Here is a 17,992-nt window from a genome sequence, read left to right on the forward strand (position 1 = left end):
TCATGCTCCGTTTCGCGCTCATCGGAGCCGGGTTCATCGGCTCCGTCCACGCCACCAACCTCGCCGCCCATCCCGGCATCGATTTCCGGCTCGTCTACGACGTCGACCAGCAACGCGCGCAGACCCTGGCGGCCGTGCAGGGGGCTGCTGTGGCCGCGACCCTGGATGAAGTCTTCGATGCCTCGGCGATTGACGCCGTCTTCATCGCCTCCTCCACGGACACCCACGCCGGGCATCTCCGCCGTGCTGCCGCCGCTGGGATCGCGGTGCTCTGCGAGAAGCCGATCGACTTGGACCTTAACCATGCCCGGGACGTCGCTGCGTTCGCGCAGGATGCCGGCGTTCCTCTGATGGTCGACTTCAACCGCCGCTTCGATCGCGATTATGCCGAGCTCAAACGCGTGGTGGATTCAGGCCAGATCGGCAAAGTGGAACTGATCCAGCTGACGTCGCGTGGCCCGTCCATGCCTCCGCTGTCCTACATCGCCACCTCAGGCGGTCAGATGCGCGACCAGACCGTACATTTCTTCGATCTCGCGCGCTGGCTCAGTGGCTTGGACCCCGTAGAGGTCTTCGCCACGGGTTCGGCCTTAGCGGAGCCCGGCATCGTGAAGTACGACGACGTCGACACCTCCGCGGTCACGTTGCGGCTGCCCGGAGGTGCTTTGGTGCAGATCGACTCCGTTCGCCGCACTGGTTATGGATACGACGAACGCATCGAAATCATGGGCTCCACAGGGATGGTAGAGGCCCGCCGCCACAGGAACGGTGCAGTTTCCCGATACAGCGGTGGCTCGGTTGTGGACGACGGGCTGCACCCCGGCTGGTTCGAACGCGTGCAGCCAACGTACGCGGCAGCCCTCGCCGCCTTCGCCTCTTCCTTGCAGGGAGGTTCGGATTCGGTGCCCTCGCTGGAAGACGGACTCAAGGCCCAGGCCATAGCCGAGGCTGCTGTAATCTCACTCCGCAGTGGCCGCATGGAAACCATCAAGTACTGACCCAAGTAGGGGACAGCACATGTCGCTATGAGCAGCCGTTGCGACATGTGCTGTCCCTCAGTTGGGCGGCGCGGGAGTTGGGCGGCGCGGGCTAGGAGAACGCGGCGCGGAAGGCTGCCAGGGCGGCGTCGCCTGCCTCGATGCCCTGGCCACCGACCGCACTCGCTTCCATGCCGATCACTCCCGTGTACCCGACGCCGCGCAGCGCCTTTGCGATGGCGGGATAGTTGATCTCGCCAGTGCCCGGTTCGAAGCGACCGGGCACGTCTGCTACCTGGATCTCACCGGTAAATGGTTGGGCTGCCCGGACAAGTTCGATCAGGTTCCCTTCGCCGATTTGTGCGTGATAGAGGTCCAGCATCATCTTCACGTTGGGATGGTTGACGGCCTCGACCAAGGCGAGTGTGTCCTTGGCGCGCGCCAAGGGAATGCCGGGGTGGTCCAGGACCGTATTCAGGTTTTCCAGGGCAAACACGATGCTGTGCCTTTGGCCCAGTTCAGCCAGCTGTTCCAAGGTTCGCAGGCCGGTCAGCCACATCTCACCGGTGGACCGCTGGACCGGGCGAACGGCCCGCCCGCCCTCACCGAGTTCGGCGGGATGAACCACCATGCGCTCGACACCGAGCTCCAGTGCCGTGGGGATCAACTTTTCTGCGGAGGCCAGGACTTCATGGGCAGTGGCGGGATCAATGACGCTGCCGCCGAAGTAGCCACTCATGGAAGAGAACCTGGCGCCGGTTGCTGCGAGCGCTGCGATGTCCCGGCCACGGGTATCCCACAGTTCCACCTCGAAGCCCTGCTCGTCGATCCTCCGCACACGATCGATCAACGGCAGCTCGCCATAGACCATCTCCGCGCAGACCGCCAAGCGGAAGCTCATGCTCCCTGCCCTGCTCTCTGAAGCTGCGCTGTTGAATCCGTTTCGGCTGGACGCAGATTGGCGATTGAGGACACGTGAACAGGCAGCCCCGTCCGGGCCGACGTGAACGCAGCCAAGGCAACGGCCAGGGCATTGCGCGCGTCCACGCCACCGGGAGCAGCAACAGCGCCGGGTGGGTTTGCCGCCGTCGGGCGCTCGCCCCCAAAGCCGCGGCGCGCGGCGACGTCGTCCGCGAAGTGGGCGAGCTCTGCTGTGTATGCGTCGTGGAAGAGATCGATGTTCAGGCGCGAGGTGGCTGACCCGATGCCGGTAGCCGTATAGCTCGTGGCGTTGCTGGCCTGCGGGCTTCCGGCGGTGACCATGCCGGCCGAGCCGAACACTTCGCCCCGGACGTCGTAGCCGTAGAGCGCGTTGAAGTTGGCTTCCGCTACAGCGATGGCGCCGTTGCTGTAGGTGACGGTGACCACCGCAGTATCCAGAAGCCCTGCGGCCTTGGCTTCGGGGGCAACCAAAGCGTCTGCGACGGCGTGCACTTTCACCGGGACCGCGCCGGGATTCAGCCAGTTGAGGGTGTCGAAATCGTGGATGAGGGTTTCCAGGAAAATGGTGCCGGGGGCGATCCGCTCCGGGTTGCTGATTCCGGCTTCGGTGCCGGGGTCCCGTGTAAGGGAGCGGAGCAACTGCGGAATTCCAACTGTGCCGTCGTCGATCATCTTCCGGGCGGCGGCAAAATCCTTCGAGTAGCGGCGGTTGAAGCCGAATCGGAGCACGACGCCGGCACTTGCCGCCGCTTCAATGGCAGAGTCGAGTTCCTCGATGGTCCGTCCGCCAGGCTTCTCGCAGAATACGTCCTTACCCGCTTTGGCCGCAGCGGCGATCAGCTCGGAATGGAACCGCAGGGGAGTAGCGATCAGCACGGCATCCACGTCCGGATCGGCAAGGACGTCAGCAACATCGGTGCTGATCTTGTTGACGCCAAGGTGGCCTGCCAGGGATTCCAGGGCTGGCAGGACTGGATCGGCAATCGCTTCCAACCGGGAGTTGGGGATGCGCAGGGCGATGGATTCGGCGTGGAATCTGCCGATCCAGCCGGCGCCGATGACAGCGATGCGGACGGCCCGGTCCTCGATGACCGGGTGCTGAAGGTACGTCATTGTTGTTCCTCGATTCACGCGTCTAGATCGTTCTAGTGAACCAATGGTTGCATGATCGACATGCAGACGTCTAGATCGTTCTAGGTGGTGTCCGGCTTAGTCGGCTCAGATGGCGCCACGCCAGGCCGTGCATGAGGGAGGTGACGCCCTAGGGCCAGCCTGATAAGCGGTGTCAGGAGGAGGAGCAGCAGGACGCTGCCAACGCCAACAATGCCCGCAAAGAAAACCAGGACTGCCATGAACAGAAGATGGATATCGGGCGCGTCGACAAGTGTCATAGCGGCCAATATCGCCGATACCTGGTTGAGAGAGTTCATATGTGGCTCCTGCCGCGCATCCCATGCTCGTTCCAACACCTGTTTAGTGCGCTGACGAGGGCAAGAATGTCGCCGTTGCGGCAACCTTTAAGGTTCAAGGAGGCTGGGCGCCGTGGACGCTAGCGACGGTGCCAAAACTTTTTAATTAACCCCGCGTCACGTTTGCGCAGGTCAAAGCACATATCCAGTGCCCAAGTCGTTGTACCGCGTAGTGTGCCGTTGCCCTTTTCGGCGCATGTCCGCGGACAACGCTGAGTTAGCAGTGATGGATGTGGTGGGTTCTGGGGCCCACCCGGGGCGCCGTCACTGCGATAACCGGGCTAGTGCGGTCGGTCGTCTGAGTCGCGGCCGGCCGCATGTCCGGGATTGCAGCACCTCCCACCGCCTTCCTCATAGATCGTTCTATAGACTGGCTGCGGGCAAAGGAGGGCAATGATGGGAAAACGTCCCACTTTGATGGACGTGGCTGACGCAGCCGGAGTTTCCCGCGCCCTCGTTTCCATCGTGATGAGGGACGCCCCTGGAGCCTCGGAAGCCACGCGCCTCAGGGTCCAGAAGGCGGCCAAGGAACTCGGCTACCGTCCCGACAGCCGCGCACGGCTCCTCCGCAGCAGCCGGACGAGGCTCTTAGGCGTCAGCTTTTCCACGTCGCACCCGTTCCACACCGAAATCGTCGATGCCGCTTACGCCGGAGCTACCTTGCGGGGGTACGACATCGCGCTGAGCGCAGTAGCCAACGGCCGGCCGGAATCGCGGGCCGTGGAGTCTCTCCTGGATTTGGGCTGTGAAGCCCTCATCATGATTTCTCCAACACTGGGGGAGGAGGAGTTGGCCGGTTACGCCGCAAGGCTCCCGGTCGTTTCCCTTCTCCGGGACGACGTCGGTGGATCCCTGGACTCTGTCAGCAGCGATGACGACGCCGGTATCCGCATGGCGCTTGAATATCTCACCTCGCTGGGACACCGGAAAATCGCCCACGTCGATGGCGGCGACGCCGTCTCTGGCCCGCAACGGCGTGAAGCCTTCCGTGCAGAAATGACCAGCCGCGGGCTTGAACCGCGGGTAATTCCCGGTGGCGCCACCGAAGAAGACGGCCTGCGCGCTGGTGGTGAGCTTCTGGAGAACCTGCCCACCGCCGTCGTTGCGTTCAACGATCGCTGTGCCTTGGGCATCTGGGAAAGCTTCCGGGCAGCAGGACTCCGGGTCCCCGAGGACGTGTCCGTCCTGGGCTACGACGATAGCCAATTCGCCCGCCTTAGCTACGTCCAGTTGACGTCCGTCAGCCAGGATGCCCCGGTCTTGGCACGAGCCGCCGTGGACCGCGCCGTCGATCGCTTGGAAGGCTCGACGCCGCCCGCGCATCTTGTGCGAACACCGCATCTGGTCATCCGCAACACCACGGGCCCCGCCCCGAAATGACCGCACGGGTTCAGCAGGGCGCCCCGCCCCTTACGCGCGGCGACCAGCTGTAAGCGCCGGAGGGACCGGAGTTACGAAGCACCCGACGGTGGGGCGTCGTCGATGTCCGGACCTTCGGCAGGATCCTGGCTGTGGATGCCGGTATCGTGCGAAACCCAGCCCTCCGTTTCTCCCTCTGCGGGAGCGTCGGTGTGGTGCCGGATGATGTGTTCTGTCTGGTCGTTTGCGTTCATTACGGATACTCCCTGTCCGTGCTTGGACTGCTTCCGTGAGTGCACCAAGTCTACGCCGGGTCGGCTCTGTTGAGAGGTCCGCTCCGCGCTGAATCGTCACCCAAAAACGCGCAGAACGGGCCTCTCAACGGGCCATACCAAGCTGGCAGTGGCATAGGCTGAACGCAGTAGTTCTCCGCGAAACGACCAACTGCCATGCAGAGGTGAAGATGCCCAAGCGACCCAACCCGGCGGTGAAAATCGCCCAAGAGACAGCTCATAACGCAGTATTCGACGCCCAAGGCAACACCAAGCCGGGCGTACACAATGTCTTGCTGCGCGCCGTCGAAATCCAGCGGCCACTTGTCCTGGCAAACCTGCGCAGAATGCAGCGCAGGCATCCAAAGGCAACACCCGCGCAGCTCGCCGCGAAACTGGAGCGCCATTACCTGGGCGCAATCACAGGCGGGGGAGCCGCTGTGGGGGCTACCGCCGTCGTGCCTGGTATCGGAACCGCAGCTTCGCTGGGACTCTCTGCCCTCGCTACCGTCGGGTTCCTGGAGACCACGGCGCTGTACGCTTCGACGCTGGCGGAGCTCCACGGCATCCGGCTAACAGACCCGGAACGGGCAAGGACGATGGTCATGGCCATCATGCTGGGCGAGGAAGGCACGTCTCTGCTGGGTGCCCTCAGTGGCCAGTCCCTGGGGCGAGGAAAGGGCGTGACCAATGCCTGGGGCACGACGCTCACCAAGAAGATTCCCGGCAGTGGCTTTGGCGTCATTCGCGATGCCATCCAACGCGCGTTCCTGAAGAATCTCCTGAAACGGCAAGGCTCCGCGTTCCTGGGACGAGCCCTGCCGTTTGGCGTGGGTGCAGTGGTGGGTGGCGCGGGCAACCTGATGATGGGCCGCGCCGTTGTTGCAACTGCCAAGGAAGCCTTTGGTCCACTGCCCGATACGATCCCTGGCGAACTGCTCGCAGACGCGCCCACCAACGACACAATCAATCTGACGCTGGAAGGCGGTAACAGTGGACCTCAACGCTGATCTGGGGGAGTCGTTCGGCTCCTGGACCATGGGCGACGACGCCTCGATGTTCCGCATCGTGAGCAGCGCCAACGTGGCCTGCGGCTTCCACGCAGGAGACCCCCTGACCATGCTGGACAGCTGCCGTGCCGCGTTCGAACTGGACGTTCGCGTCGGAGCGCACGTAGGTTACCGGGACCTTGCCGGCTTCGGCCGGCGCTCATTGGACATGACGTTCGACGAACTGTTCGGCGATGTCCTGTACCAACTCGGCGCCCTGGACGGCATGGCCCACGCCGTGGGAGCGTCCGTGGATTACGTCAAACCGCACGGTGCCCTGTACAACAGGATCGTCCACGACCCGGACCAGGCCGAGGCCGTGGTTGCCGCCGTCCATGCCTACGATCCCGGGCTGCCGGTGTTGGGGTTGCCGGGCTCGGCGTGGCTGAAACTGGCCGAGGAATCCGGACACCCCGTGTTCAGGGAAGCGTTCGTGGACAGGGCGTACCTTCCTGACGGCACACTGGTCCCGCGATCCGAGGAAGGCGCCGTGCTGCACGATCCCGCCGCAGTGGTCGCCCAGGCTGTTCGCCTCGCGACCCGTAAGGAAGTGGTCGCCGTGGACGGAACAGTTGTCCCGGTCAGCGCCGATTCCCTCTGCATCCATGGCGATACTCCGGGAGCTGTGAACATGGCCGCGGCCGTTCGCGCAGGCTTGGAGGAGGCGGGGGTGGAGATTGATGCGTTCGCCTAGCTTGCGTGCAACGTGCCTTGAGCAAGAGGTTCATGAGGAGGTTTGATGGGTGCCGTCGCAGTTGATCCAGGCCCCTTGACCCTGGCCCTTGCACCTGAGCAGGTTTTGGACCGCGCTTCCCTGCACCTCGCCAATGCGCTGCTGGGAAACCCTGAATCTGCGGGCGGCCTCGAGATACTTTTGGGTGGCCTGCGTCTCCGTTTTGTCACGGCCTCGGCCCTGGCTGTCACCGGCGCAGAAGGCCTGGTCAAGCTCAACGGCTCCGAACTCCCTTTCAACAAAGCCGTTCGCGTCAGCCCCGGAGCGGTGCTGGAGTTTGGGCCGGCGCTCTTCGGGATCCGGTATTACCTGGCGGTTCAGGGAGGCATTGATCCTCGGTCGGAGCCCCTGCACGCTGGCGGCACACTGACGTTCGGACGCTCCCACGGCCACAATATCCCGGTGGGGAACCACGCTGCGCGCCGCGCCCCGGACCCCGAACGTCCGGTGGTCGCCAGGGTGGAACGCGGTCCGCAAGCCCACAATTACGACGTCGGCACTTGGCTTCGGCTGACCAGCGAACCGTGGGTCCTCTCACCGGAATCGGACCGAGTCGGTGCCCGGCTTGTCGGTAGGCCGCTTGAGCTGGCTGGTGCGACTGGGCCGGCCCGGACTCCAGCACCCCAGCCCCAACCGTTGCTGTCGGGCTCGGTCCTTTTGCCGCCGTCGGGCTTTCCTGTCATTGCGCTAGCCGGCCACCGGGCGACGAGCGGGTCCCCAGTGATCGCAGTTGTTCGCGACGAAGACCTGGACCTGCTGGGGCAAGCGCGTCCGGGACAGATGGTTCATTTGCTGGGGTGATGTGAGAAGACCGTTTTTCTCACTGGCGTTCAATCGTGAGAATTAAATAGCTCGATTTTCTCATCAATGGCAAAATATGAGAAAATGGACTATCGATCTTCTCAAGGAGAGTCATGGGCAGTGTGCCTGCGTGGCCGTCAATCAGCTACGAACTGCATCCTTGGGCCGCGGATGCAGAACCGGGAACGTCCAGGCGTCAACGGCTCCTGGCCCGCGGCCCCTACGAAGCTGCCATCCCGGCAGAAATTGCCGGCATCGATCCTCAGGTTGATTCCCGGACCCAGTCGCTTGTTGAGGCAGCCACTGTGGAAATGGTCCGGTTCGACGCCGAGCTGGGACAGGACTCTGCGCCGTTCGCAGCATTGCTGCTCCGAAGCGAGTCGGCATCGAGTTCCCAGATCGAGAACCTTACAGCCGGTGCGCGGGAGATTGTGCTGGCGCAATTAGGCGATCGCTCGAGTCCTAACGCTGCACTGATTGCGTCCAATGTGGATGCCATGGAGGCTGCAATTGCCTTGTCTGAAGAGCTCAGCGTCCAGAATATCGGCGCCATGCATCACACCCTCCTGGCGTCCTCCGACCAAGTCATAGCCGGGGAATACCGGGTCAGCCAGGTCTGGATCCGGGGCAACTCACCTCACTCAGCGGAGTTCGTGCCGCCCCATCACGGCCGTGTTATGGCAGCGATGGAAGACCTGGTGGAGTTCATGCGCAGAGATGACATCCCCGCCCTGACGCAAGCCGCCTTGGCACATGCACAGTTCGAAACCATCCACCCTTTTGCGGACGGCAACGGCCGCACGGGTAGGGCGATCGTCAGCGCCTTGCTCCGCGCTAAAGGGGTAACGGAAAAGGTAACCATCCCTGTTTCTTCCGGGCTGCTGACCAATACCCGGCTCTACTTCGACGCTTTGGGTGACTACCGTCAGGGAAACATCCTGCCCATCATTGAGCGTTTTGCCGAGTCTTCCATTCTCGCGGTGGAAAACGGCCGATTGCTGGCGGAGGACATCCGGGCTGCCCAAAAGGAGTTCCTCGCAAAGATCGGATCAGCTCAGGAATCGGTGCTTAAAGTCCTTGAGCTCTTGCCTCGCGAGCCTGCAATCACCGCTGAGATGGCAGCCGATTACGCCAAGGTCTCGCAGGCAACGGCGTACAGGGCAGTGCAGCGGCTGGAAGCGGCCGGCGTCCTTACTCCCGCCGGGAAAGTGCGAGGCATCAGCGTATGGCTTGCACGGGACATCATCGACGCGCTGGACGACTTCGCGGCACGAGCCGGCCGCCGCGTGCGTCACTGACCGCACTAGCCAAACAGCAGGTGCGCCACCGTGAAAATCGCGAGCCCGGCCAGGGCACCCACAACGGTTCCGTTGATGCGGATGTACTGGAGGTCCTTGCCCACCTGCAGCTCGATCTTCTGCGAGGTTTCCTCGGCATCCCAGCGCGCCACGGTGTCCGAGATGACGCCTGCAATGTCCGAGCGGTAGGTGTTGACCAGGTAGCCCGCGGCGTCGCCAATCCAGGCGTTGACCTTGCCGGCCAGTTCGGCGTCGTTGACCAACCGTGAACCGAAGTCGCGGACGGCGCCCTTGAAACGCTGGCTGAGTTCACTGTCGGGATCGTCGACGGCGGTGAGCAGCGCGTTCTTGACCGTTCCCCATGTGCGGGATGCCAGTTCCCGCACTTCCGGATCGCCCAGGATCTGGGCCTTGATGGTTTCGGCGCGCTCGATCATGGCCGGATCATGCTGCAGGTCCTGCGCCAGGTCCGTCAGGTAGGCATCGATCGATTTCCGTACCTGATGGTTCTGGTCGCCTTGTACTGCCCGTACGAACTTCAGCAGTTCGACGTAGACCTTGTCGCTCACCAATCCATCCACGAATGTCGGCACCCACACGGGCGAGCGGTCCGAAACCAGCCTGTTTACCGTTGCGTGGTTGGCGTCCATCCAATCGGCCGCACGATCAACCAACAGGTCCACCAGCTTGTGGTGATGGCCGTCAGCGAAGATCCGCTCCGCCATCCGTCCCACGGGCGGTCCCCACGGCGGGGTGAGCAGGTGCTTGCGGACCATGCCCTCGATCACTGCCTGCACGTCGTCGTCATTCAGCACGGTGAACGCGCCGCGGATCATCGCGCCGCCATCCTTGGCCACCCGTTCGGCGCCTCCCGGTTCGGATAGCCAACGGCCGGCCTTGCGGGCAATATCAATGCTCGCCAACTTGTCCTGCACAACCTCCTGGGACAGGAAGTTGCTCTCCACAAATTCACTCAGCGATTCGCCGATCTGGTCTTTGCGGCGCGGAATGATGGCTGTATGCGGTATCTTCAAGCCCATCGGGTATTTGAACAGTGCCGTCACTGCGAACCAGTCGGCCAACGCACCCACCATGCCGCCCTCGGCCGCAGCCCTGACATACTCAAGCCACGGGTACTGCTTCTGGAAAGCGAAGGCCACCATGAACACAATGGCCATGCCTATCAATAGGGCCAACGCCAGGCGTTTCATGCGGCGCAGAGCCGCTGCCTTTTCCTCGTCTCCCACAGCACGCCCGACGACGGCGGACCCGGGTTGGGTAGCTCCGGAAGCTGCCGCTTGGGCTGGTTGGGCGTGGTTGGTGACGTCTTCGGCTGGGATTTGTTCAGAGTTCACCTGCATTAGCCCAGCGTAGCCCCGTGCGTGCAGCCGCGTGGGCTACCGTGGCTGCATGACTAGCGACGATTTCGCCCCTCGCCGGCCCAAGGTCTACGCACACCGCGGTGCCAGCGCTGCGTTCGCAGAGCACACTCGTGCGGCATACCTCAAGGCGATAGCGGACGGTGCCGACGGTGTTGAGTGCGACGTCCACTTGACGCGGGACCAGCACGTCGTCTTGCTGCACGACTCCAACCTGGACCGTACCTCCACGGGCACCGGACCGGTCTCGGAGAAAACCCTCGAGGAACTTAGGGCCCTGGACTTCGCTTCCTGGAAGGGGGCCCGGATACCCGATGCGTACGGCGGGATCGCTGATCAATTCCTTACCTTGCCGGAACTGCTGGACATCCTGCGTGGCGCCGGGCGCGAGATTGGTTTGGCGATCGAGCTCAAGCACCCCAGCCCCTACCAGCTCAACCTTGAGGACCGGGTCCTGGACGTGCTGCTCAGTGAAGGTTGGACCCCGGGGGAGTCCCGGCTGGAGAACATTCAAGTCTCCTTCATGAGCTTCGATTCCGACTCGATCCAGCACCTTCTGAAGAAGGTCCCAGCCCAGCACATTTGCCAGTTGGTGGACAACTTCTCGGTCCAGGAGCTCCGGCAAGAGCTTGGACTGGGGCCGATCACGGCAGGTGCGGTGGCCAACGTCATGAAGGCAACCCAGTTGGAGGCCGAACGCATCCTGGATCACGGTGAGGTAGGCATTGCCGGACCGGGAATCGACTATGTGAGGGAACACGCACGCAACGTCCAACGCTGGCTGGAATCCGGGAGGGTATTCAGGGTCTGGACCGTGGACTCGGAGAAGGACGTGGCACTGTGCCAAGGCCTGGGCATCCATGAGATCACCACGAACAGACCCGCCCAGGTCTTGGCCCAGCTCCAGGTCCCTAGCAGGTAGGAGCGAACTTTGGGCACCACCGCGCTTGTGATTGAGTGGTCTCATGTCATTCCGCTGGTCAGCCCGTGCCACCAAAAACGCTTCTGCCATCGGTCTGAGCGCACTTCTCCTGGGCAGTGCCATGAAGCACTTCCGTACACCAGGGTTCTACTACCCGGTGGTACCTGATTACTTGTGCCGCAGGGACGAGCCGGCTGGCCAGCCGAATGGTCCCCTTGCCCTCATGTCCCGTGAGGAATGGGTCGCTTCCAGTGGCCTGCTCGAGGCGACTGCCGCCTTCGGGCTTCTCATTCCTGCCACCCGTAAAGTGGCTGCCGACGCCACAACAGCCATGTTTACTGTATTCCTTGCAGGGCATATTGATGCCCTGCTCCGTGCATATGGTCCCGACGGCACACCCGCCCAGCGACGCATCCACACGCTTCGGCTGCCTCTTCAGGTTCCACTCATTTTGTGGTCCCGGAGCCTGCGGAAATGAGCGGAGGCTCAGCCGTTCCCCCGAAACTCAGGGAGTCGCCAGCTTTCAAGATTGCCTTGTCGCTGAGCATTGCCACAGGACTCTATGGGGTGTCCTTTGGCGCCCTTTCAGTGGCATCCGGCTTCGATTTTTGGCAAACAATGGTGCTAAGCCTCTTGCTGTTCAGTGGGGGCTCGCAATTCGCATTCATCGGCGTGGTGGCCGGTGGTGGATCCGGCGTAGCAGCCATGACAGCCAGCGCTTTGCTCGGGCTGCGCAACGGCATTTATGGCATGCAGATCAACGCCATGCTGCGTCCACGTGGATGGCGGCGCTACATCTCAGCACACCTAACCATTGACGAGTCAACAGCAACGGCGTCCGGCCAGTCGGAGCTCGACGAACAACGCCGCGGTTTTTGGACTGCCGGCATCGGAATATTCATTCTCTGGAATATCTTCACTGCCATTGGCGCGCTGGCCGGCGATGCCATGGGCGATCCCAAGCAGTGGGGGTTGGACGGTGCAGCGGTTGCTGCGTTCCTGGCATTGCTGTGGCCGCGTCTGAAGGGACGCGAACCCTGGGCCATCGCCGCGGCGTGTGCACTTGCGACGATTCTCGCCGTGCCGTTTGTTCCCTCCGGAGTTCCCATCCTGGTGGCTGCGCTGGTGGCTGGTGTGATCGGTTGGTTCAGCCATGCACGCATGGATGAAGGACTTGAGCCGGACGTAGACCCGTACGCAGAAAAGCGTAAGCAAGGGCAAAGAGATCATCACACTGGCATCAGGGGGAACGAATGAACCTTTGGCTCTGGATCCTCATCGCCTGCGCGCTTGCCTACCTCACCAAGCTGGTGGGCTATTTTGTCCCGGCCAAGCTGCTGCAGAGCCCGAGGATCATGCATATCGCAGGCACCATGACCATTGGGCTGCTGGCGTCCCTGACAGTAGTTAACGCTCTCGCGTCGGGACAGGGGCTCGTGTTGGACGCACGGATTGGTGCGTTGGCGGCAGCCGCGGTCGCTCTTTGGCTTCGCGCGCCGTTCCTGGTGGTGGTTATCTCGGGTGCTGCCGCAGCAGCACTGTTGAGGCTGCTCGGCTGGGGCTAGCCGGCTTTAGGTGAGACTGGCGGGGTTTTCTTTTTCACTGCAGCTAGGCCCCGTCAGCCGCGTGGCAATGTAGCTTCGAGAACTGGCCATGCCGTTGAGCGCTGTGATGACGCTGTCGCTGTCGATGATGTGCCAGACGAGCTGATACCGGTTCGGCACGCTCATCAACCATCCAAGGTCTTCACGGACCTGCTGTCCGGTCAGCTCCGTCGCTAGCCCCGGCAGCAGCATGGCTTTGCTGGCTGTGTAGACCGAGTCACTGAGCAGGGCCGTGAAGGTCCCTTCTCCTGGCGCCTACAGGGTCTCAAGCTGTTCATTGTCCAGAGCACGTAGGTTTGTCATCCCCTGCGACCGCAGAGCCTCCCAACCGCCGAACTTTCTGGCGTGGTCATGGCTGAAGACTGCAACTGTTTCAGGAAGATCCAGAGCGAGCATCTCCACGACCCCGGGAGCGAACTCCCGATGCGGGTAGACCTCGAGGCTGGGAAGACTGGATTCCTCATAGAGGCGAGCATAGGTTTGACGGCCCACTTCCTCTAGGGACATTTCCTCGAAGGGATCTGCTGCCTCGAAGCTTGCCAGCACTCGTTGGAGATGCTGTCGGATGGTGTCCCGCCACTCTGACTCCGGTGGGTTATGGCAATTTGCAGCCACGTTCCAGAAACCGTATCCGCGGCCTTCTGCATCAATGGCGTGGTCAGGGTGGACCTGCACTTCGAAGCCCAGCTCAGCGAACACCTCACGCGCAAGACCCCGGAACTCGTCGGCCTTTGCGACCGTGAAGAAGGTCAGATCTACATCGGACGGTTCCGGCCGAGGCTTTTGGTCGGTTGTATGACCGCGCGCCTCGATCACTTCACCACGTTCAATCGCCAGCATTGAAAGGAGATCCGTCATGAACGAATATTGCGCCCAATAATATGGATGAACGGGAGTCGCGGAAGTTCCCAAAATCTATCCAAGGCTTGCAAATGCCTAATGTCAAATACCTCGGCTTAGGTTCGCTGGATGTGGCCGCGTACGAGAATATTTGCTTAATTAAAGAAAATTTTCGCGTTTCCGCGTCATGTTTCCTCAAAACATCGCACCGATTTGTGGGGAGGTTTATGTTCAAACTTGCCACCCCCGGTGTCGACGTCTAATCATGGCTTGCCAGCAGGTCGTACTGCCCGCCGCAGATTCGAGGCTGACTCAGTTCACGCGAACTCCGCGTTGCAGCTCAAAATCGAAAGGAAAGCCGGGAGCCGAGGGCCCGCTGTACGTCCAGGGCCTCATCGGCAGGGCACGGAATGGTTTCCACGGCTAAACGCCAGCGGACCGGTGGATCTCCCGGAATGATTTCTCCAGCGATTGTATTATTACGAGGCCGTGCATATACTCGGTGCAGTTATCTCACCGGGGAGGTGACATTTTGGGGAATTGAGGGAAACTTGTTTCGTGCAATTAAGCCATTCAAACGCGCACGCATTGCGGTGATCGCCGGAGTCGCGGCCGCCATGATTATGGTCGGATCTCCCGCTGCGCAGGCGTACTGGAATTATCGGTACAAGGACGGCTACAGCTTCCAGAATCAAAAATGGTCGAGTATATCAGGCACCGACTCAGGCGGACGCGTCAACGTTGGCCAACCAGGTGCCTACTTTCTAAATCCCACCGAATACAGCGCAACCTTCGACGGGGCGACTGGGTACTGGCTAAACAGCATGTATGCCGCTGCCGGAGGCTGGGCGGGCTACTACCACTCGCCCAACTACGGCGCCTTCGAGCAATGCTGGTGGAACGCGAACGCGGACATGCCCAACGCACAGCCGCAAACTCTCTGCGAACAGTTCAAGGACTGACGTTGACGAATTCAATGGACATAATTTGGTACGGAGGCAGGAAATGAAGAAGCGCTCAACAGCAATCATCATCACCGGAGGTCTTTCCTTGGCTGCTCTTGCAATGGGCATTTCACCCTCCATGGCACAACCCATAACGCCTCTGGACAACGCAACGTTGGTTCCCGCGATCTCGCAACCCCAAACAGGGGAGGATTTGAACGTAGCCAACAGCCTCCCGCGGCAGCTCGCGGCAGAGTTCGATCGTTCGACGGTGAGGGTCGTCGCGCAGAACGCCCTCGGAAGGTACTCGGTGGCTCTCGATGCGACGGGTCAACAGGTCTGCGTCATTAGCCAACCCACGGGCAAGTCGGGCCTAGTCGGTGCGTCTTGCCTACCCAAGCAAGAGTTCGTTCAACGAGGTGTCAGTGTCGGAGTTCAAGAAAACGGCACGTCGGTCAGGACGACCGAAGCGTATCTCCTCCCAGGGGATGTCGACACGGCTCCACTTAGGGCCATGGCCACACCTAGCGGCGCATTGACTGGCAGGGACACTGCGCACATCATCGTTCAAACGGGAAACACCACGCTTCCTCAACAGGTCGAGCTTGGCAGGAGCAATAGTGCAGTCAAGTTCCAGTTCAACACAATCATCCGGCCATTCAAGGAGGGCGTTGTCTCCCCTGACATACGCTAAGCACCTCATTGCCGCCGCATCGACAGTCGTGACTGTTCTGGTTATTGGCTACCTTTCAATCCAGGCGGAAGGAATGACGAAGGGCTACCTTTTTGATTTGTCCGGCGCGCCAGCCCTTTCCGTTGTCAAAAGGTTTCCTTGGGAGATCCAGATCGGGGCTATCCTGTTCGGGCTTGCCGTGATAGCGACGTATTGGAAATTCACGATAACCAGAAGTGTCCGGGGTGTTGTTCTGGCAACCCTTATCGTTGCGGCAATAGGTGGCGGATTGTTCTTTGACGCGGTCCATGCAGCTCCCACCGGCCTTGTGGCCGTCTCGTTTGTCATGGGTGGAGTCTCTTTCTTCACTTTGGCGCTGATCGCTGGTGTCCTGACGGACCTCATCTTTCGGCCCGCAACAGACACGGCGGAAAGTTCGACTAGAACCAGAATGTCAACCAAAGCATAGAAAACAGGAGGGTAAAGCCATGAGCATTTACCCTCCTGTTTTCTCGGTCGCTCTCCTGCCAGGATTCGACCTGAAACCATCCACAGACGGGAAAAGGACTGGTGTGTGGTCACGTACCGGTCATTCTGCTCCCTCTGAATAAGAGCGTTCTCTCGCTTGGTGAATGTACCACGGACCCAAGTTGCCGCGCCGCTTCGCTAGACGACTGCTCCGGCGAGCCGCCTGTCGGCAGCGGCGGTTCTCTTGGCTGCATTCAAAGCAGGCGGCGATACATTCAGCCAGCTTCTCCCTGTCCAGCCCGCTGGTTCCGCTCGGGTGGGCGCTGATCATCGCGCTGACGTGGTGGGTCATAGCCAGCTCCTGACGGCTTGAGCTCGACGGACGGCCGGCCAACCCGGGCGTTAATCCCACCCTGGACCCGGTTGCGGCCTACCTCCAGATGCTGGTTACGGCCTTGCTACAGACGCTGGCTGGGAGTGAACGCTGGCGGTAGTTAGACGTCCTCCGTCAGGGTCACGCCCGGGATGGGTGATTGTTCCGGGAGCGGGCGCGACGGACGTTCGGTCCGGATGGCGTCTTCAATGAGCGCTACAGGACGCTTCCAGGCTTCGGAACCGGGTTCCATGGTGTCCACGGCGCCTATCAGCATGGCCAGGAGCCGGACCATATCCTCGATGGTGATGTCGCGGCGCAGCGACCCCTGACCCTGACCGCGCTCCAGGAGCGTGGCCATGGAGCCGATGAGGCCGCCGGTGATACCCATGAGGAGTCCGCGTCGGCCTGCGACGGCGTCAAGCAGGTTGGCGTCTTCGCTCGCCACTTGCATGACGGCGTCGATGACCTTGATGAGGCCCTCGGCGGCATCCATGCCTTCGAGGGATGCGTCAGCAACAGGATCCACGTGCTGGCGGAGTTGGCGGGACAAGGCCGCAAGTACTAATTGCTCTTTGTCCGAGAAGTTGCGGAACAGCGTAGCCGGACCCACTCCTGCCGTGGCGGCGATGGTTTGCAGGGGAACTTCGGGGCCATGTTCCCGGAAGCACTGCCGGGCTGCGGTGATGATTTTGTCCACATTTCGTGCCGCGTCTGCCCTGAGGGGCTTGCGTTCGGAGGGCTGTTCCATGCTTGTCAGGGTAGCAACGGACCGGGGCTGGCCCGTTGTTACGCGGGAGTAGGCCGTTATGTGACAAACCGGTACGTGAAACACTGGATTTCATGTTGCTTGCATTCTCAGTCGCCCCTTCAGGCCAGCCCGCATCCGCCATCAACGGCGGACCCACCCCCGATGCCTCCGTGCATGATGCCGTGGCCGCCGCGGTCAAGATCGTCCGCGAGTCCGGCCTGCCGAACCAAACGGACTCCATGTTCACCACGATTGAAGGCGAATGGGACGAGGTTTTTGACGTCGTTAAGCGGGCTACGGAGGCCGTGGGCCGCTACGGCAGTCGCGTGTCTTTGGTGATCAAAGCGGACATCCGGCCCGGGTACAGCGGCGAACTGACCGGCAAGGTAGAGCGCCTGGAAGAAGCCATCTCCACCGCGGAATAGCTCTTTCCCCTGCCAGCGACCAGTGCAAGACTGGGGGCCATGATTGAACATGTGGCCAAGCCAGGGTGGGTTGACGTCGAGCATTACCTGACTGACGTCGTCGTACGTCCTGATCCTGCCCATAAGCGCGCCCTGACATCAGCAGTCGAGGCGGACATGCCGCAGATCGAAGTCGCGCCGAATGCTGGGAAGTTGCTCAGGATGCTTGTGCAGCTGTCCGGCGCAAGGCGCGTTCTGGAGATTGGCACTTTGGCCGGGTTCAGCAGCATTTGGATGGCGCAGGGACTTCCCGACGACGGCAGGCTGGTGACGTGCGAGTTCCTCCAGAAGCACGCTGACGTCGCCCGGACGAATGTGGACGCGGCAGGAGTCGGACACAAAGTGGACATCAGGGTAGGCCCTGCTTTGGACACTCTTCCCACACTGGTAGGCGAGGAATCGTTCGATTTTGTGTTCATCGACGCGGACAAGGAAAACGACGCCAACTACCTTGACTGGGCGATCCGTCTTGGCCACTCAGGCACGGTGATCGTGATCGACAACGTCATTTGGGACGGCTCCATCCTGGAGCCTGCGCGGGACGAGGTTAACGCGCCGGGAATCGTCAAGGCCTTGGAAATGCTGGGCCAGGATCCGCGCCTTGATGCCACCGCAATCCAGACTGTGGGCAGCAAGGGCTGGGACGGTTTCGCCATGGCCAGAGTGCGGTAATG

The 17,992-nt window shown here is 61.7% G+C and carries 22 protein-coding genes; 13 read left to right on the forward strand and 9 right to left on the reverse strand.

The annotated features are described in order from the left end of the window. Positions 1 to 2: 2 nt before the first annotated feature. Positions 3 to 998, forward strand: a complete 996-nt coding sequence (locus ACZ5G6_RS01675; protein WP_498688973.1) for a Gfo/Idh/MocA family protein — start codon at positions 3 to 5, stop codon at positions 996 to 998. A gap of 91 nt (positions 999 to 1,089) precedes the next feature. On the opposite strand, the gene ACZ5G6_RS01680 is transcribed toward ACZ5G6_RS01675, so the two are convergent. From ACZ5G6_RS01680 to ACZ5G6_RS01690, 3 genes are all read right to left on the reverse strand, one after another. Then, positions 1,090 to 1,878, reverse strand: a complete 789-nt coding sequence (locus ACZ5G6_RS01680; protein ID WP_498688975.1) for a TIM barrel protein — start codon at positions 1,876 to 1,878, stop codon at positions 1,090 to 1,092. Beyond that, positions 1,875 to 3,032, reverse strand: a complete 1,158-nt coding sequence (locus ACZ5G6_RS01685; protein ID WP_498688977.1) for a Gfo/Idh/MocA family oxidoreductase — start codon at positions 3,030 to 3,032, stop codon at positions 1,875 to 1,877. The genes ACZ5G6_RS01680 and ACZ5G6_RS01685 overlap by 4 nt, the downstream gene beginning before the upstream one ends. A gap of 80 nt (positions 3,033 to 3,112) precedes the next feature. After that, positions 3,113 to 3,349 (reverse strand): hypothetical protein, encoded by a 237-nt coding sequence (locus tag ACZ5G6_RS01690; protein ID WP_498688979.1) that lies wholly within the window; start codon positions 3,347 to 3,349, stop codon positions 3,113 to 3,115. 432 nt (positions 3,350 to 3,781) lie between these two features. On the opposite strand from ACZ5G6_RS01690, the gene ACZ5G6_RS01695 reads away from it, so the two are divergent. Beyond that, complete coding sequence (locus tag ACZ5G6_RS01695; RefSeq protein WP_498688982.1) at positions 3,782 to 4,768, forward strand: LacI family DNA-binding transcriptional regulator; 987 nt, start codon at positions 3,782 to 3,784, stop codon at positions 4,766 to 4,768. Between the two features lie 71 nt (positions 4,769 to 4,839). Here ACZ5G6_RS01695 and ACZ5G6_RS01700 read toward each other — a convergent pair whose 3' ends face one another. Continuing rightward, entirely contained in the window at positions 4,840 to 5,001 is a 162-nt protein-coding gene (locus ACZ5G6_RS01700) for a hypothetical protein (RefSeq protein WP_223935480.1), read from the reverse strand. A gap of 209 nt (positions 5,002 to 5,210) precedes the next feature. Between ACZ5G6_RS01700 and ACZ5G6_RS01705 the strand changes: the two genes are divergently transcribed. The 4 genes from ACZ5G6_RS01705 (at position 5,211) to ACZ5G6_RS01720 (ending at position 8,900) form a co-directional block, all read left to right on the forward strand. Then, positions 5,211 to 6,029 carry a hypothetical protein gene (locus ACZ5G6_RS01705; RefSeq protein WP_223935481.1) on the forward strand — a complete coding sequence of 273 codons (819 nt, stop codon included), beginning with the start codon at positions 5,211 to 5,213 and terminating at the stop codon, positions 6,027 to 6,029. Continuing rightward, positions 6,013 to 6,762, forward strand: coding sequence for a LamB/YcsF family protein (locus tag ACZ5G6_RS01710; protein WP_498688986.1), 750 nt, complete (start codon positions 6,013 to 6,015; stop codon positions 6,760 to 6,762). Before ACZ5G6_RS01705 ends, ACZ5G6_RS01710 begins: the two co-directional genes overlap by 17 nt. Positions 6,763 to 6,807: 45 nt before the next feature. After that, the gene (locus tag ACZ5G6_RS01715) at positions 6,808 to 7,602 is read left to right on the forward strand and encodes a 5-oxoprolinase subunit C family protein (protein WP_498688987.1); all 795 of its coding nucleotides are present in this window, start codon (positions 6,808 to 6,810) and stop codon (positions 7,600 to 7,602) included. Positions 7,603 to 7,715: 113 nt separating this feature from the next. Beyond that, positions 7,716 to 8,900 carry a Fic family protein gene (locus ACZ5G6_RS01720; protein ID WP_498688988.1) on the forward strand — a complete coding sequence of 395 codons (1,185 nt, stop codon included), beginning with the start codon at positions 7,716 to 7,718 and terminating at the stop codon, positions 8,898 to 8,900. Positions 8,901 to 8,905: 5 nt separating this feature from the next. Here the strand turns inward: ACZ5G6_RS01720 and ACZ5G6_RS01725 are convergent, their stop codons facing one another. Beyond that, the gene (locus tag ACZ5G6_RS01725) at positions 8,906 to 10,261 is read right to left on the reverse strand and encodes a DUF445 domain-containing protein (RefSeq protein ID WP_498688989.1); all 1,356 of its coding nucleotides are present in this window, start codon (positions 10,259 to 10,261) and stop codon (positions 8,906 to 8,908) included. A 49-nt stretch (positions 10,262 to 10,310) separates the two neighbouring features. Between ACZ5G6_RS01725 and ACZ5G6_RS01730 the strand changes: the two genes are divergently transcribed. The 4 genes from ACZ5G6_RS01730 to ACZ5G6_RS01745 are packed head-to-tail and all read left to right on the forward strand — an operon-like array spanning position 10,311 to position 12,766. Beyond that, positions 10,311 to 11,201: a glycerophosphodiester phosphodiesterase gene (locus ACZ5G6_RS01730; RefSeq protein WP_223935486.1), complete on the forward strand. Its 891-nt coding sequence runs from the start codon at positions 10,311 to 10,313 to the stop codon at positions 11,199 to 11,201. A 43-nt stretch (positions 11,202 to 11,244) separates the two neighbouring features. Then, on the forward strand, positions 11,245 to 11,679 hold the full coding sequence (locus ACZ5G6_RS01735) for a DoxX family protein (RefSeq protein WP_223935487.1): 435 nt from the start codon (positions 11,245 to 11,247) through the stop codon (positions 11,677 to 11,679). Further along, complete coding sequence (locus ACZ5G6_RS01740) at positions 11,676 to 12,458, forward strand: AzlC family ABC transporter permease (RefSeq protein WP_223935488.1); 783 nt, start codon at positions 11,676 to 11,678, stop codon at positions 12,456 to 12,458. The genes ACZ5G6_RS01735 and ACZ5G6_RS01740 overlap by 4 nt, the downstream gene beginning before the upstream one ends. Next, the gene (locus ACZ5G6_RS01745) at positions 12,455 to 12,766 is read left to right on the forward strand and encodes an AzlD domain-containing protein (RefSeq protein WP_223947666.1); all 312 of its coding nucleotides are present in this window, start codon (positions 12,455 to 12,457) and stop codon (positions 12,764 to 12,766) included. The genes ACZ5G6_RS01740 and ACZ5G6_RS01745 overlap by 4 nt, the downstream gene beginning before the upstream one ends. 6 nt (positions 12,767 to 12,772) lie before the next feature. On the opposite strand, the gene ACZ5G6_RS01750 is transcribed toward ACZ5G6_RS01745, so the two are convergent. After that, positions 12,773 to 12,997 carry a hypothetical protein gene (locus ACZ5G6_RS01750; protein WP_498688992.1) on the reverse strand — a complete coding sequence of 75 codons (225 nt, stop codon included), beginning with the start codon at positions 12,995 to 12,997 and terminating at the stop codon, positions 12,773 to 12,775. A gap of 63 nt (positions 12,998 to 13,060) precedes the next feature. Next, positions 13,061 to 13,663: a hypothetical protein gene (locus tag ACZ5G6_RS01755; protein WP_498688994.1), complete on the reverse strand. Its 603-nt coding sequence runs from the start codon at positions 13,661 to 13,663 to the stop codon at positions 13,061 to 13,063. 533 nt (positions 13,664 to 14,196) lie between these two features. On the opposite strand from ACZ5G6_RS01755, the gene ACZ5G6_RS01760 reads away from it, so the two are divergent. Further along, on the forward strand, positions 14,197 to 14,607 hold the full coding sequence (locus ACZ5G6_RS01760) for a hypothetical protein (protein ID WP_477515848.1): 411 nt from the start codon (positions 14,197 to 14,199) through the stop codon (positions 14,605 to 14,607). Positions 14,608 to 15,338: 731 nt separating this feature from the next. On the opposite strand, the gene ACZ5G6_RS01765 is transcribed toward ACZ5G6_RS01760, so the two are convergent. Continuing rightward, positions 15,339 to 15,572 (reverse strand): hypothetical protein, encoded by a 234-nt coding sequence (locus tag ACZ5G6_RS01765; RefSeq protein WP_477515849.1) that lies wholly within the window; start codon positions 15,570 to 15,572, stop codon positions 15,339 to 15,341. Positions 15,573 to 16,224: 652 nt separating this feature from the next. Beyond that, positions 16,225 to 16,854, reverse strand: a complete 630-nt coding sequence (locus ACZ5G6_RS01770; RefSeq protein WP_498688997.1) for a TetR/AcrR family transcriptional regulator — start codon at positions 16,852 to 16,854, stop codon at positions 16,225 to 16,227. Positions 16,855 to 16,946: 92 nt separating this feature from the next. Here ACZ5G6_RS01770 and ACZ5G6_RS01775 point away from each other — a divergent pair, with 92 nt between their 5' ends. Both ACZ5G6_RS01775 and ACZ5G6_RS01780 read left to right on the forward strand, forming a co-directional pair. Beyond that, positions 16,947 to 17,279, forward strand: coding sequence for a thiamine-binding protein (locus ACZ5G6_RS01775; protein WP_223935493.1), 333 nt, complete (start codon positions 16,947 to 16,949; stop codon positions 17,277 to 17,279). Between the two features lie 39 nt (positions 17,280 to 17,318). Then, positions 17,319 to 17,990 carry an O-methyltransferase gene (locus ACZ5G6_RS01780; protein ID WP_498689000.1) on the forward strand — a complete coding sequence of 224 codons (672 nt, stop codon included), beginning with the start codon at positions 17,319 to 17,321 and terminating at the stop codon, positions 17,988 to 17,990. Positions 17,991 to 17,992 lie beyond the last annotated feature (2 nt).

The sequence above is a fragment of the Arthrobacter sp. TmtSoilC51 genome, assembly GCF_055388015.1.

Excerpts from the sequence above, each read along its gene's own strand:
- ACZ5G6_RS01675 (WP_498688973.1), top strand. The coding sequence starts at position 3 with ATGCTCCGTTTCGCGCTCATCGGAGCCGGGTTCATCGGCTCCGTCCAC.
- ACZ5G6_RS01680 (WP_498688975.1), bottom strand. The coding sequence starts at position 1,878 with ATGAGCTTCCGCTTGGCGGTCTGCGCGGAGATGGTCTATGGCGAGCTG.
- ACZ5G6_RS01685 (WP_498688977.1), bottom strand. The coding sequence starts at position 3,032 with ATGACGTACCTTCAGCACCCGGTCATCGAGGACCGGGCCGTCCGCATC.
- ACZ5G6_RS01690 (WP_498688979.1), bottom strand. The coding sequence starts at position 3,349 with ATGAACTCTCTCAACCAGGTATCGGCGATATTGGCCGCTATGACACTT.
- ACZ5G6_RS01695 (WP_498688982.1), top strand. The coding sequence starts at position 3,782 with ATGATGGGAAAACGTCCCACTTTGATGGACGTGGCTGACGCAGCCGGA.
- ACZ5G6_RS01700 (WP_223935480.1), bottom strand. The coding sequence starts at position 5,001 with ATGAACGCAAACGACCAGACAGAACACATCATCCGGCACCACACCGAC.
- ACZ5G6_RS01705 (WP_223935481.1), top strand. The coding sequence starts at position 5,211 with ATGCCCAAGCGACCCAACCCGGCGGTGAAAATCGCCCAAGAGACAGCT.
- ACZ5G6_RS01715 (WP_498688987.1), top strand. The coding sequence starts at position 6,808 with ATGGGTGCCGTCGCAGTTGATCCAGGCCCCTTGACCCTGGCCCTTGCA.
- ACZ5G6_RS01720 (WP_498688988.1), top strand. The coding sequence starts at position 7,716 with ATGGGCAGTGTGCCTGCGTGGCCGTCAATCAGCTACGAACTGCATCCT.
- ACZ5G6_RS01725 (WP_498688989.1), bottom strand. The coding sequence starts at position 10,261 with ATGCAGGTGAACTCTGAACAAATCCCAGCCGAAGACGTCACCAACCAC.
- ACZ5G6_RS01730 (WP_223935486.1), top strand. The coding sequence starts at position 10,311 with ATGACTAGCGACGATTTCGCCCCTCGCCGGCCCAAGGTCTACGCACAC.
- ACZ5G6_RS01735 (WP_223935487.1), top strand. The coding sequence starts at position 11,245 with ATGTCATTCCGCTGGTCAGCCCGTGCCACCAAAAACGCTTCTGCCATC.
- ACZ5G6_RS01740 (WP_223935488.1), top strand. The coding sequence starts at position 11,676 with ATGAGCGGAGGCTCAGCCGTTCCCCCGAAACTCAGGGAGTCGCCAGCT.
- ACZ5G6_RS01745 (WP_223947666.1), top strand. The coding sequence starts at position 12,455 with ATGAACCTTTGGCTCTGGATCCTCATCGCCTGCGCGCTTGCCTACCTC.
- ACZ5G6_RS01750 (WP_498688992.1), bottom strand. The coding sequence starts at position 12,997 with ATGCTGCTGCCGGGGCTAGCGACGGAGCTGACCGGACAGCAGGTCCGT.
- ACZ5G6_RS01755 (WP_498688994.1), bottom strand. The coding sequence starts at position 13,663 with ATGACGGATCTCCTTTCAATGCTGGCGATTGAACGTGGTGAAGTGATC.
- ACZ5G6_RS01765 (WP_477515849.1), bottom strand. The coding sequence starts at position 15,572 with ATGGACCGCGTCAAAGAACAATCCGCCACCTATTGCCGCAACGATAAG.
- ACZ5G6_RS01770 (WP_498688997.1), bottom strand. The coding sequence starts at position 16,854 with ATGGAACAGCCCTCCGAACGCAAGCCCCTCAGGGCAGACGCGGCACGA.
- ACZ5G6_RS01775 (WP_223935493.1), top strand. The coding sequence starts at position 16,947 with ATGTTGCTTGCATTCTCAGTCGCCCCTTCAGGCCAGCCCGCATCCGCC.
- ACZ5G6_RS01780 (WP_498689000.1), top strand. The coding sequence starts at position 17,319 with ATGATTGAACATGTGGCCAAGCCAGGGTGGGTTGACGTCGAGCATTAC.